A 13454-nucleotide genomic window follows, 5' to 3' on the forward strand; every position below is an offset into this window, starting at 1 on the left:
CTCGTCGTCCGGTGACAAGACCGTGCACACGGAGCCGTCAAGCGCACCGAGGAAGAAGCGGTGCCCCCAGCGCCCCTGAAAGGGGCGCGGGGGACTGCGCGACCAGCCACACACGGCCCGCAGCCGAAATCGAACCGCCCAACCCGCGGAGCGCTTCGCGGGGGCTATTCCAGTAGCTCCGCGTACGAACCCATGGCGAGGGCTATGTCCGCCTGGGCCCAGAACCGGTGGTACGTGAACGTGGGCGCGGCACCGCCCCGGAGGTAGCTCTCGATCTTCGACCAGGCCGGGTCGTCCTGGTAGAAGGAGCGGATCGAGGCGAAGGTCGACGACGCGTCGACGGTGTCGCCGTTCGGCATGGTGCCGCTCCAGCCGCTCGGGACGTAGATGCCGTCGTCGAAGCGGTTGTAGTCGGCGCGGGTCTCCGGGACGGCGATGCCGAGCGCGTCCTGGTCGTTCTCCCACATTCCGTCGAGCAGCGCCTTGGCGGTCGAGGCCGCCGCCGTGTCGCCCGAGCGGTCGGCGTAGTACGTCAGGGTCTTGGCGTACGCCGCCGCCACACCGACGTCGTTGGTGTAGTCCGCGACCGTGACGTGCAGGCCGCCGTTGTCACCCGGGGACGAGGCGTTCCAGGTGTCGGGCTGTCCCGACCACTGGAGCGTCGACGGCATCAGGAAGGTGCCGTCCGGGTTGACCGTCGTCTCCGACAGGGCCCAGTCGACCCACTTGTCCAGGACCGCCTTCGCGTCCGCGTCGCCGCTCTGCTGGTAGTACTCGGCGACCCGCTCCATGGACCAGGCCTGGAAGCCGAACCACTGGTTGGACGGCGGGTCGTGGTACACCGGCTTCTCGTCGTAGTACATGCCGTAGAAGGTCGGCGTCCCGGCCGGCGGCGTCGCGTACCGGCCCGCCCAGCTGTTGGTGGCGCCGCCCGCGATGGCGCCCTCGTCGGACTGCAGCCAGCGGTAGAACTCCACCTGCCGGTCCAGGGACTTGGCCCAGTCGGACTGGCCCGTCGCCGACTTCGGCTTCAGGTCGGGGTCGGTGCTCAGCGCGTACGCGGCCAGCGGGTTCTGGTAGCCGCCGTGGGTGTGGCTGGAGCCGATACGCCAGGCCCAGCCCGCCGAGGTGTCGACCGCGCCGCCCCAGGCGTAGTACCAGGACAGCAGGTAGTGCGAGGAGTCCTTGCCGGTGCCGGCCGGGCAGGCCGACGGCCCGACGCAGTCGCCGACCTTCTTGAAGTACTTGTCGAACATGGCGTAGCGCAGGTAGTCGCCCATCTTCGCGGCCTTGTCCAGGGTCGCGGAGATCTCGGCGCCCTTGCCCTGCTCCCCGGCCCAGATGTCCGCCCAGTACGCGGCCTGCACGGCGCGCGCGTCGGCGTCCGGGGCGTTGGTGAACTTCCACTGCTTCGCGTAGGAGGCGTCACCGGTGAACAGGTCCAGGTAGCCGTTCTTCCCGCCGTACTTGAAGGCGTCGCAGGTCGGCTGCGGCACCGTCTCCCACACCGACTCCTGCGCGCCGCGCTGGAAGGTGTTGATGTAGGACGGGCCGGTGTCCGAGGGACCCGCCTCGCACTTGCCGGGCGAGTTGCCGTAGCCGTAGGTGTTGTCGACGTCCTGGAGCCAGTGCATGCCGTACACGTCGTCCGTGCCGTACGCCGACTTCAGCTCACCGGCGATCGGGTCCGACCCCACCGACACGGTGCCGTCCAGCGGCGCCGGATACTCGTTCGGCGTGTCCAGCTCGGGCGCGTAGGTCGCCGGCTTCGAGGCGTTGTAGGACGCGTTGGTCGGCTGGTCGGCGTGGGTGGGGATCATGTACGTCTCCATGATCTCCCAGGCGTTGTTGAACTTCGCCCAGTCGCCGGTGACCTTGCCGTACATGGCCTGGAGCCACAGCAGGTAGCTGTACGCCTCCGACGTGGTCTCGTGCCCGTGGTCGGGCGCCTCGACGATGAGCGTCTCGACCGAGTGGTACGGGATGCCCTCGGGCGAGAAGTAGCCGTTCGCCGGGTCGGTGATCTTGCCGTACAGCTCCAGGAAGCGGGCGTCGTAGTCCTTCGCCGCCGCCAACTGCGTCACGGTGACCGCCGCCTTGCCGTGGCCCGGGGCCGTCGACTCGAAGACCGCCGAGCCGCTGCCGGCGGCGTCCGCGGAGACGGTCACCCGCTGGGCGGTGTCCCAGTTCGACGGGGTGAAGGTGAGGCTCGCGCCGCCGGTGAGCGTCAGGCCGGTGTTGCCGCTCGCGCGGGAGGTCGTGACGGTGACGTCCGCGGTGGGCTGCTTCGACAGCTTGACCTCGTACGTCCCCGACTCACCCTGCTGGACGCCCAGTTGACCGGGTGAGGCGACCACGGTCGGTCCCGAGGCGACCGTGATGCCGACCGGCGTGGAGTCCGCGGAGGCACCCATGCTGTCGTAGGCCTTCGCCACCAGCGAATGACTGCCCACGGTCAAGCCAGGGGCGGAGTACGTGTAGGGCGAACTGGTGTCGGTGCCCAGCAGGGTGGTGTCGTCGTAGAACTCCACCCTGCTGATCGTGGCCCCGTCGGCGGCGGCCGCCGAGGCCGCCAGCGGCACCGCCTCGCCCTGCGAGTACACCGCGCCCGCCTCCGGGCTGGTCAGCACGGTGATCGGCGGCTGGTGCGCACCCGTGCAGGAGGTGCCGTTGACCGCGAAGTCGGTCGGTGCGGCGTTGCTGCCGCTGTACGTGAACTGGCCGCCGGTGGAGACGGCGGCCCCGGCGGCGATCCGCGCGTTGTAGGAGGCGTTCTTCACGGTGACGTTCCGGCCGGACTGCGACCACGCGCCGTTCCAGCCGTTGGTCAGCTTCTGTCCGCCGGCGTAGGAGTACGTGAGGGTCCAGCCGTCGATGGCGTCGGAACCCCGGTTGGTCAGCGTCAGCTCCGCGGTGAAGCCGGAGCCCCAGTCGTTGGTCTTGTAGTCCACGCTGCACCGGAGTGCGGCCGCCTGGGCGGGGGTCGAGCCGGTGCCCAGCATCGTGAGGGGGAGGGCGAGCGCCGCCAGCGCGGCGGTCCACAGCCGCCGCGCGGTGCGGCGTCTGCGTCTGCGTCTGTGTCCGGAGTGCATGGTGCTGGTTCCTCCTTGCGGCTCGGGGAGGGTGCGGGGGGAGGAGCAACAAGCCTTGAACCAGTGGGAGCGCTCCCATAGTGAGGAGGGTGCCCAGTGCGGTCAAGATGTGTGAAGAGTCGAAAAGATTCGACGGGTGCGGCGGGGAGAAAGTCGGTTACTCCTCTGTTCTTTGCCGTCACTTGGCGCTACCTTCGCTGCACCAGTGGGAGCGGTTCCATCAGTCGACGCGTTCGTCACGACGCGCTTGAACTGCAAGGAGTCGCTCATGCGACACCCCCCGCTCCACGTTCCGTGTTCAGGACTTTTAGCCGCGGCTCCAGCCGCGGTACGTCCGTCCCCTCCCCGGCCGGCCCGCCGGCCTGTACACCCCGTGGACGACACCACCGTGTCCGCGGGCCGTTCCTGACCTCCGATCACGACGGCACCCCCATGCCGATCGGCAGCGGGCCGCGTCGACTCACGCGCGGCCCGGGACGACAGCACCCCCACGAAAGAAGGAACCCGCACTCATGACCCGTACCAGAACCGCGATGCTCGCCGCCCTGACCCTGGTCGCCGGCGCCTCCGGCACGGCACTGGCCGCTCATTCCGCGAGCGCCGGAGCCGCGGCCGCCGCCTGCACCGTCGACTACAAGGTGCAGAACGACTGGGGAAGCGGATTCACCGCTGCCGTCACCGTCACCAACAACGGCGCCGCCACCTCCAGCTGGTCGCTGGGATGGACGTACGCCGGCAGCCAGAAGGTCACCAACGGCTGGAACGCGAAGGTCACCCAGAGCGGTGCCGCCGTCACCGCGGCCAACGAGTCCTACAACGGCACCCTGTCCACGGGCGGTTCGGCGAGCTTCGGCTTCCAGGGCACCTACAGCGGCAGCAACGCGGTCCCGGCCACCTTCACCCTCAACGGCGTGACCTGCAACGTCGACGGCGGGACCGACCCGACGGACCCGCCCACCGATCCGACCGACCCGCCGACCGACCCCACCGGCCCGGGCGACCGGGTGGACAACCCCTATGACGGCGCCCAGGTCTACGTGAACCCCGAGTGGTCCGCCAACGCCGCCGCCGAACCGGGCGGCGACCGCATCGCCGACGAGCCGACCGGTGTGTGGCTCGACCGGATCGCCGCCATCGAGGGCGCGAACGGCGGCATGGGCCTGCGCGACCACCTGGACGCCGCGCTGGAGCAGAAGGGCTCCGGCGAGATGGTGGTCCAGCTGGTCATCTACAACCTGCCGGGACGCGACTGCTCCGCCCTCGCCTCCAACGGTGAACTGGGCCCGACCGAGATCGACCGGTACAAGACCGAGTACATCGACCCGATCGCCGAGATCCTCTCCGACGCGAAGTACGCGGACCTCCGGATCGTCACCACGGTCGAGATCGACTCGCTGCCCAACCTGATCACCAACGTCTCCGGGCGGCCGACCGTCACGGAGAACTGCGACGTGATGAAGGCCAACGGCAACTACCAGAAGGGCGTCGGCTACGCCCTGAACAAGCTCGGCGGCGTCGGCAACGTCTACAACTACGTCGACGCCGGCCACCACGGCTGGCTCGGCTGGGACACCAACTTCGGCCCCTCGGCCGAGATCTTCAAGACCGCCGCCACCACCGAGGGCGCGACCCTCGACGACGTGCACGGCTTCATCGTCAACACCGCCAACTACAGCGCCCTGAAGGAGGAGAACTTCACGATCACGGACTCGGTGAACGGGACCTCCGTGCGCCAGTCCGACTGGGTCGACTGGAACCAGTACACCGACGAGCTGTCCTACGCCCAGGCCATGCGCGACAAGCTGGTCTCGATCGGCTTCGACTCGAACCTGGGCATGCTGATCGACACCTCCCGCAACGGCTGGGGCGGCGCCGACCGGCCCAGCGGACCGGGTGCGTCGACCGACGTGAACACCTACGTGGACGGCGGGCGCTACGACCGCCGCATCCACCTCGGCAACTGGTGCAACCAGTCCGGCGCGGGCCTCGGCGAGCGTCCGCAGGCCAGCCCCGCCGCCGGGATCGACGCGTACGTGTGGATGAAGCCCCCGGGCGAGTCCGACGGCTCCAGCAAGCTGATCGACAACCCGGACGGCAAGGGCTTCGACCGGATGTGCGACCCCACCTACACGGGCAACGAGCGCAACGGCAACAGCATGTCGGGCGCCCTGCCCGACGCCCCGATCTCCGGGGCCTGGTTCTCCGCGCAGTTCCAGGAGCTCATGAAGAACGCCTACCCGCCCCTGTCGTGAGCGGGTTCCCGCGCGGCGCGACGCGCGGGTGAGTCTTCGGGGTCCGGTCCGTGCGGGCCGGGCCCCGGTGGCCTCCCCCGATTTGCGGAAGCGGCAACATCGGTTGCACCGCGGCGGTGAGTCGTCGCACCCTGGCGGCACCGCGAACGGGAGGCTGACCGGCATGGCGCACGACCACCACCACGAGACACACGGACCCGCCCACGAGCACGGCCATGGGCACCACCACGGACAGGCGCACGACCACGGCGACATCGACTGGGCCGAGATGGCCCCGCACCTGGAGGCGCAGGCCGAGCTGTACACGCCCCTGTACCGGCAGGCCCTGGACTGGCTGGCCCGGGAAGTGGGCGATCCCGGCCTGATCGTCGACGTCGGCAGCGGACCCGGCGTCGTCTCCAGCCTGTTCCCCGACACCTTTGCCGGCGCCCGCGTCGTCGCCGCCGACGGCGCCCCGCCACTTCTCGAGCGGGCCCGCGCCCGCGCCGAGCGGCTCGGATTCGGCGACCGCTTCGGCACCCTCGCCGGCGACCTGCCCGACGCGCTGGCCGAGCTGGACTACCCCGCCGACCTCATCTGGGCCAGCCAGAGCCTGCACCACCTTCCCGACCAGCGCGCGGCCCTAGCCGCCCTCGGCGGGTACCTCGCGCCCGGCGGCACGCTGGCGATCCTGGAGGGCGGGCTGCCCGCCCGGTTCCTGCCCCGCGACATCGGCATCGGGCGCCCCGGGCTCCAGGCCAGGCTCCGCGCCGTCGAGGAGGACGTGTTCGCCGGGATGCGCGCGGACCTGCCGGACTCCGTGGCCGAGACCGAGGACTGGCCGGCGATGCTGACCGCCGCCGGGCTGAAGCACACCGGTACCCGCAGCTTCCTGCTCGACCTGCCCGCGCCCGTCTCCGACGCGGCCCGTGACTACGTCACCACGTCGCTGTCGCGGCTGCGCGAGCGGATCGGGGAGGGTCTCGACGCGGACGACCTCGCCACCCTGGACCGGCTGCTCGATCCGGCGGACGAGGCGGGCGTGCACAGGCGCCAGGACGTGTTCGTCCTGGTGGCGCACACCGTCTACACGGCGGTACGGCCCGTCTGACGGTCCCGCGTGAGCACTTGACTTCGAGAGCGCTCCAAGTGATGGACTCCCCGCCATCCGTACGAATCCGTACGACGAAGAAGCGGGAACACACACGGGGGGAACCATGACCGACGCACCGGTCACGCTCATCACCGGCGGCGGCAGCGGCATCGGAGCCGCTGTCGCCCGGCGGCTGCTGGACGCGGGACAGCGGGTGGCCGTCACGGGGCGCGGGGAGGCGAGACTGCGGGCGTTCAGCGCGGAACTCGGCGACCCCGAGGGCCTGCTGACGATCCGGGGCAGCGCCGCCGAGCACACCCAGGTGAGCGCCGCGGTCGAGGCCACGCTCAAGGAGTTCGGCCGCCTCGACACGGTCGTCGCCAACGCCGGCTTCGCCACCCACGACTCGGTCGCCGAGGGCGACCCGGCGGGCTGGACCGAGATGGTGCTGACCAACGTGCTGGGCCCGGCCCTGCTGATCAGGGCGTCCATCGACGCGCTCAGGGCGACGCGCGGGCGGATCGTGCTGGTCGGCAGCGTCGCCGGGTTCGTGAACACGCCGGGCAACATCTACGGCGCCACGAAGTGGGCGGTGACCGGCCTCGCCGAGAACACCCGGCGGGAGGTGACCCAGTGGGGAGTGGGCGTGACCCTGATCGCGCCCGGCCGGGTGGAGACCCCGTTCTGGGACACCACCGGCGGCCTGCCGCCGGGTGACCTGCTCACCGCCGACCAGATCGCCGACTCGGTGGTCTGGGCCATGACCCAGCCCGCCGGGGTCGACGTCAACACCGTGGTCGTACGGCCGCTGGGGCAGCCCAACTGAGACGGGAGACGAGACGGGAGAAGGGGCCCGGCCGAGTGCGGCCGGGCCCCTTCGGCGCTGCGGGACCGCCTACGAGTTGACCTCCGCCGGGTGCGAACCCAGCCGCCGGTCCTCGTTGAGCGCGCTGATCGCCGCGAGGTCCTCGGTGTCCAGGGCGAAACCGAACACGTCGATGTTCTCCTCGATCCGGGACGGCGTCACCGACTTCGGGATCACCACGTTGCCCAGCTGGAGGTGCCAGCGCAGCACGACCTGGGCCGGGGTGCGGCCGTGCTTCTGCGCGATCGCCACGATCGCCGGGATGTCCAGGATGCCCTTGCCGGAGCCGAGCGGGGACCAGGCCTCGGTGGCGATGCCCTGCTCCGCGTGCACCTCGCGGGCGGCGTGCTGCTGGAGGTGGGGGTGCAGCTCGATCTGGTTGACGGCCGGGATCACCGACGTCTCGGCGATCAGCCGCTCCAGGTGCTCCGGCAGGAAGTTGGACACGCCGACGGCCCGGACCCGGCCGTCGGCGAGGAGCTTCTCGAGGGCCTTGTAGGTGTCGACGTACTTGTCCCGGGCCGGCACGGGCCAGTGGATCAGGTAGAGGTCGACGTGGTCCAGGCCGAGCTTCGCCAGCGAGGTGTCGAAGGCGCGGAGCGTGGAGTCGTACCCCTGGTCGCTGTTCCAGAGCTTGGTGGTGACGAAGAGGTCCTCACGGGCCAGCCCCGAGGCGGCGATCGCCCTGCCGGTGCCCTCCTCGTTGCCGTAGATCGCCGCTGTGTCGATGCTGCGGTACCCGGCCTCCAGCGCCCGGGCGACGGCCGTCTCGGCCTCGGCGTCCGGCACCTGCCAGACGCCGAAGCCCAGCTGGGGCATCTCGACGCCGTTGTTCAGGGTGATCGGGGGGACCTTGCTGCTCACGAGCTCTTGATCCTTCGTTTGTGGTCAGGTGGTACTCCCATCGTCAACGATCGCGAGCCCCGACGCATTCCTGACCCTCGGACTCACGCGGTGTAGAGGGCCTCGACCTCGGTGCCGTAGGCGTTCTCGATGGCCTTGCGCTTCAGCTTCAGCGAAGGCGTCAGCAGCCCGTGCTCCTCGGTGAACGGCTGGGCCAGGATGCGGAAGGTGCGGATGGACTCGGCCTGCGACACGAGCGTGTTGGCCGCCACGACCGCGCGGCGCACCTCGGTCTCCAGATCGGCGTCGTGCACCAGGTCGGCCGGGGACATCCGCGGCTTGTTGCGCATCGTCAGCCAGTGCTCGACCGCCTCCTGGTCGAGGGTGATCAGGGCGGCGACGTAGGGCCGGTCGTTGCCGACCACGATGCACTGGTTGACCAGCGGATGGTCGCGTACCCGCTCCTCCAGGAGACCGGGCGAGACGCTCTTGCCGCCCGAGGTCACCAGGATCTCCTTCTTGCGGCCGGTGATGGTCAGGTACCCGTCCTCGTCCAGTGAGCCCAGGTCGCCGGTGGCCAGCCAGCCGTCGTGCAGGGTCTCGTCGGTGGCCTTCGGGTTGTTCAGGTAGCCCTCGAAGACGTTGTCGCCGTTCAGCCAGATCTCGCCGTCGTCCGCGATGTGCACGGTGATGCCGGGGACGGGCTGCCCGACGGTGCCGTAGCGGGTGCGCTCGGGCGGGTTGGCGGTGGCGGCCGCCGTGGACTCGGTCAGGCCGTAGCCCTCGTAGATCTGCACGCCCGCGCCCGCGAAGAACAGCCCGAGCCGCCGGTCCATCGCCGAGCCGCCCGACATGGCGTTGCGGATGCGTCCGCCCATCGCGGCCCGCACCTTGGCGTAGACGAGCTTGTCGAAGAGCTGGTGCTGCATCCGCAGCGCCGCCGACGGGCCGGGCCCGGTGCCCCAGGCCCTGGCCTCCACCGCGTCCGCGTACTTCACGGCCACCTCGACGGCCTTCTCGAAGGGACCGGCCTTCCCCTCCTTCTCGGCCTTGCGCCGGGCCGCGTTGAACACCTTCTCGAAGATGTACGGCACGGCCAGGATGAAGGTCGGCCGGAAGGCCGCCAGGTCCGGCAGCAAAGCCGCGGCGTTCAGCTGCGGCTGGTGGCCGAAGCGGACCCGGCCGCGGATCGCCGCGACCTCCACCATCCGTCCGAAGACGTGGGCGAGCGGCAGGAACAGCAGGGTCGCCGCCTCGTCGCCCCGCTTGGAGTGGAACACCGGCTCCCAGCGCTCGATGACGGTGTCCGCCTCCCACATGAAGTTGCCGTGCGAGATGACGCAGCCCTTGGGGCGGCCGGTGGTGCCCGAGGTGTAGATGACGGTGGCGACCGACTCCGGCGTGACGGCCCTGCGGTGCCGGTGGACCACCTCGTCGTCGAGGTGCGCGCCCGCGTCGTACAGCTCCTGGACGGCGCCGGAGTCGAGCTGCCACAGCCCGCGCAGGTGGGGCAGCCGGTCGATGACCGTGGCGATGGTCATCGCGTGGTCCTCGTGCTCCACGACCGCCGCGGTCACCTCGGCGTCGTACAGCATCCACATGCACTGCTCGGCCGAGGAGGTCGGGTAGACCGGCACCACCTGGGCGCCGATCGTCCACAGGGCGAAGTCGAAGAGGGTCCACTCGTAGCGGGTGCGGGACATGATGGCGACCCGGTCGCCGAAGCGGATGCCCTGGGCCAGCAGTCCCTTGGCGAGGGCCAGCACCTCGTCGCGGAAGGCGCCCGCGGTGACGTCCCGCCACTGCCCGGCGTCGTCCTTGCGGCCGAGCGCGATGTGCCGCGGATCCTCCTCGGCGTACTGGAAGACGACGTCGGCCAGACCGCCCACCGGTGGTGCCGACGTCGACGGAGGACTGGTGAACTCGCGCAAACCCCGCTCCCCGCTTCCGATGGCCTCCCCGCACAGCGCCGAAAGCTACCCCACCCGACGCGGGGGCGGGAGGGGCGTCAAAATCGAACAGGGCTCATGTTCGCGCTGGTCAGCGAGAGGAAATGCGCTCACATGGGGAAGGGTCGGACAGTTTCCCGAGGGTTGAGCGAGATTCGGTGGCGTAATCTCCACCGAATCTGTACGGCGCGGTTACCGCCGGTACGAAGCCGCCGGAGCGAATCCCTCCACTTCCCGTCCCGGTCGCGCCGGGCCGAGCGGCCCGCCTATCCGAGGCCGGTCCGTCGAGGCCGGTGCAGCCGGTCGCCGCCCGCCAGGACCGCCGCCGCCAGCGCGTCCGCGGCTTCCTGCGCCGAGGGACGGCGCCGGCCGTGCACCAGGACGAAGTCGACACGGCCCAGCTCGGGAAGCCCGGCCCGGTCCGGCACCCGTACGAGGCCGGGCGGGATCAGGCCACGCGAGTGCGCCATCACGCCCAGGCCCGCGCGGGCGGCCGCGATCAGACCGTTCAGGCTGCCGCTGGTGCACGCGAGGCGCCATTCGCGGCCCTCCCGTCGCAGGGCGTCCAGGGCGAGGGCGCGGGTGATGCCCGGCGGCGGGTAGACGATGAGCGGCACCGGGCGGTCCGGTTCGAGGCGCAGCCGCTCCGCGCCGATCCACACCAGCCGGTCGCTCCACACCGGCTCGCCCCGCGGGTCCTCGGGCCGCCGCTTGGCCAGCACCAGGTCCAGCTTCCCGGCCGCCAGTTGCTCGTGCAGCGTGCCCGACAGCTCCACCGTCAGCTCCAGGTCGACCTCGGGGTGGTCGTGCCGGAAGCCCTCCAGGATCTCCGGCAGCCGGGTCAGCACGAAGTCCTCGGACGCCCCGAACCGCAGCCGCCCGCGCAGCCGGGTGCCCGTGAAGAAGGCGGTCGCCTGCTCGTGCACCTCCAGGATCCGGCGTGCGAAGCCGAGCATCGCCTCCCCGTCCTCCGTCAGCTCCACGGAGTGCGTGTCGCGGCTGAACAGCTGCCGCCCGGCGGCGTCCTCGAGGCGCCGCACGTGCTGGCTCACCGTCGACTGGCGCAGCCCCAGCCGCCGGGCGGCCTGCGTGAAGCTCAGCGTCTGGGCCACCGACAGGAACGTGCGCAGGTGGGACGGCTCGTACATCCCTCCAGCCTAGCGGTGATCGGCGATCGTGATGACAGTCAGAGCGGTATACCGGATTCCCGATCACGGGACGGGAGAGCACGATGGAGCGGGGACCCGTGGCCCCGTCGGGTGAGCGAGTACCGAGCGATCACCGAGCGAGTACCGAGCAAGTGGAGCACCGTGAAACGCCTACGCCCGCCGCGTCGGATGCCGATCGACCCGTACATCCTGCTGCTGCTCGGCACGGTGGGCCTCGCCGCGCTGCTGCCGGCCCGGGGCACGGGCGCGGACGTCGCCTCCGGCGCCTCCACCGGCGCGATCGCGTTCCTCTTCTTCCTCTACGGCGCCCGGCTCTCCACCCGCGAGGCGATGGACGGCGTACGGCACTGGCGGCTCCACGTCACCGTGCTGGCCTGCACCTTCGTCGTCTTCCCGCTGCTCGGCCTGGCGTCGCGGGGTCTGGTCCCGGTGTTCCTGACCGACCCCCTTTACCAGGGCCTGCTCTTCCTCACCCTGGTCCCGTCGACGATCCAGTCGTCCATCGCCTTCACCTCCATGGCCCGCGGCAACGTGCCCGCCGCCATCTGCGCCGGGTCCTTCTCCTCGCTGGTCGGCATCGTCGTCACACCCCTGCTCGCCGCCGCCCTGCTCGGGGGCGACGGGGGCGGGTTCTCCGCCGACTCGGTGGTGGAGATCGTGCTGCAACTCCTGGTGCCGTTCGTGGCCGGGCAGGCGCTGCGCCGGTGGATCGGGGGGTTCGTCGCCCGGCACAAGAAGGTGCTCGGGCTGGTGGACCGCGGCTCGATCCTGCTGGTCGTCTACACCGCGTTCAGCGAGGGCATGGTCCAGGGCATCTGGCACCAGGTGAGCCCGGTGCGCCTCGCCGGGCTGCTGGCCGTCGAGGCGGTACTGCTGGCCGTGATGCTGGTCCTGACCTGGTACGGGGCGAAGGGGCTGGGCTTCGGGCGGGAGGACCGGATCGCGATCCAGTTCGCCGGGTCCAAGAAGTCGCTGGCCGCCGGGCTGCCCATGGCGAGCGTCCTGTTCGGCGCCCAGGCCTCGCTGGCCGTGCTGCCGCTGATGCTCTTCCACCAGATGCAGCTGATGGTGTGCGCGGTCATCGCCAAACGCCGGTCGCACGACCCGGAGGCGGTCCCCGCCGAGGCGCCGGGCGCCCGTGTCCGCACCATCGCCGGTACCGGCGCGGGGGCCGGGAGCGGCTCCGGCTGAACCGGCCCGGCGGGGCCGGTGAGTGCCGCCGGACGGGCCGGCCGGCCGTGCGCGGCCGACGCCCGCACGGCCGTCCGCGGTTCGAGGCGGGGCCCCGCGGCGCAGGGGGCGCTCCCCGCCGGCCGGGACCCCGCCGCCGTGCCGCGGGGAGAGGGGAGTCAGCCCTGGACGGCCGCGGCCCGCAGGGCGACGCGGTCCTCACCCGCGTACACGTTCATGGAGCTGCCCCGCAGGAAGCCCACCAGCGTCAGCCCCGTCTCGGCCGCAAGGTCCACGGCGAGTGAGGACGGCGCCGACACCGCGGCCAGTACCGGGATACCGGCCATCACGGCCTTCTGCGCCAGCTCGAAGGAGGCCCGGCCCGACACCAGCAGCACGGACCGGGACAGGGGCAGGTCCCCGTTCTGCAAGGCACGCCCGACCAGCTTGTCGACCGCGTTGTGCCGGCCCACGTCCTCGCGTACGTCCACCAGCTCGCCGTCCTCGGTGAACAGCGCCGCCGCGTGCAGCCCGCCCGTCCGGTCGAAGACCCGCTGGGAGGCGCGCAGCCGGTCGGGAAGGTCCGCGAGGAGTTCCGGGGTGACGCGGAGCGGGGGTGTGTCGGCGATGGGCCAGCGGGCCGTCGTGCGCACCGCGTCCAGGCTCGCCTTGCCGCACAGGCCGCAGGAGGAGGTGGTGTAGACGTTCCGCTCCAGCGTGATGTCGGGGACCCGCACACCGGGGGCGGTCTTCACGTCGACCACGTTGTAGGTGTTGGAGCCGTCGGCCGTCGCACCCGCGCAGTACACGATGTTCCGCAGGTCGCCCTGCTCGGCCAGCACCCCCTCGCTCACCAGGAAGCCCGCCGCCAGCGCGAAGTCGTCGCCGGGGGTGCGCATGGTGATGGCGAGGGGCTTGCCGTTGAGCCGGATCTCCAGCGGTTCCTCGGCGACGAGCGTGTCCGGCCGGGTGGAGACCGCCCCGTCCCTGATGCGGATGACCTTGCGTCGTTCCGTGACTCGTCCCATGTTCGTGCCCCTTG

9 protein-coding genes are annotated in these 13454 nt (G+C 71.1%); 4 read left to right on the forward strand and 5 right to left on the reverse strand.

All coding sequences use genetic code 11. From position 1 onward, the window contains the following. Positions 1-164: 164 nt before the first annotated feature. The gene (locus BJ961_RS12425; RefSeq protein WP_271321359.1) at positions 165-3092 is read right to left on the reverse strand and encodes a glycoside hydrolase family 48 protein; all 2928 of its coding nucleotides are present in this window, start codon (positions 3090-3092) and stop codon (positions 165-167) included. Between the two features lie 512 nt (positions 3093-3604). On the opposite strand from BJ961_RS12425, the gene BJ961_RS12430 reads away from it, so the two are divergent. The 3 genes from BJ961_RS12430 (at position 3605) to BJ961_RS12440 (ending at position 7242) form a co-directional block, all read left to right on the forward strand. After that, positions 3605-5344, forward strand: coding sequence for a cellulose 1,4-beta-cellobiosidase (locus tag BJ961_RS12430; protein ID WP_271321360.1), 1740 nt, complete (start codon positions 3605-3607; stop codon positions 5342-5344). 163 nt (positions 5345-5507) lie between these two features. Continuing rightward, positions 5508-6434, forward strand: a complete 927-nt coding sequence (locus BJ961_RS12435) for a class I SAM-dependent methyltransferase (RefSeq protein WP_271321361.1) — start codon at positions 5508-5510, stop codon at positions 6432-6434. A gap of 106 nt (positions 6435-6540) precedes the next feature. Then, the gene (locus BJ961_RS12440) at positions 6541-7242 is read left to right on the forward strand and encodes an SDR family oxidoreductase (protein ID WP_271321362.1); all 702 of its coding nucleotides are present in this window, start codon (positions 6541-6543) and stop codon (positions 7240-7242) included. Positions 7243-7311: 69 nt separating this feature from the next. Here the strand turns inward: BJ961_RS12440 and BJ961_RS12445 are convergent, their stop codons facing one another. The 3 genes from BJ961_RS12445 to BJ961_RS12455 form a co-directional block, all read right to left on the reverse strand. After that, complete coding sequence (locus BJ961_RS12445; protein WP_271321363.1) at positions 7312-8145, reverse strand: aldo/keto reductase; 834 nt, start codon at positions 8143-8145, stop codon at positions 7312-7314. Positions 8146-8228: 83 nt separating this feature from the next. After that, complete coding sequence (locus BJ961_RS12450) at positions 8229-10055, reverse strand: AMP-dependent synthetase/ligase (protein WP_271321364.1); 1827 nt, start codon at positions 10053-10055, stop codon at positions 8229-8231. A gap of 284 nt (positions 10056-10339) precedes the next feature. After that, complete coding sequence (locus tag BJ961_RS12455; protein WP_271321365.1) at positions 10340-11221, reverse strand: LysR substrate-binding domain-containing protein; 882 nt, start codon at positions 11219-11221, stop codon at positions 10340-10342. Between the two features lie 189 nt (positions 11222-11410). Between BJ961_RS12455 and BJ961_RS12460 the strand changes: the two genes are divergently transcribed. Continuing rightward, complete coding sequence (locus tag BJ961_RS12460; RefSeq protein WP_271417026.1) at positions 11411-12433, forward strand: bile acid:sodium symporter family protein; 1023 nt, start codon at positions 11411-11413, stop codon at positions 12431-12433. Between the two features lie 158 nt (positions 12434-12591). Here BJ961_RS12460 and fdhD read toward each other — a convergent pair whose 3' ends face one another. Beyond that, the gene (fdhD, locus tag BJ961_RS12465) at positions 12592-13440 is read right to left on the reverse strand and encodes a formate dehydrogenase accessory sulfurtransferase FdhD (RefSeq protein WP_271321366.1); all 849 of its coding nucleotides are present in this window, start codon (positions 13438-13440) and stop codon (positions 12592-12594) included. Between the last annotated feature and the right edge of the window lie 14 nt (positions 13441-13454).

Origin of the sequence: Streptomyces lienomycini, from assembly GCF_027947595.1 — a bacterium.
In the GTDB taxonomy this organism is placed as follows: Bacteria; Actinomycetota; Actinomycetes; order Streptomycetales; family Streptomycetaceae; genus Streptomyces; species Streptomyces lienomycini.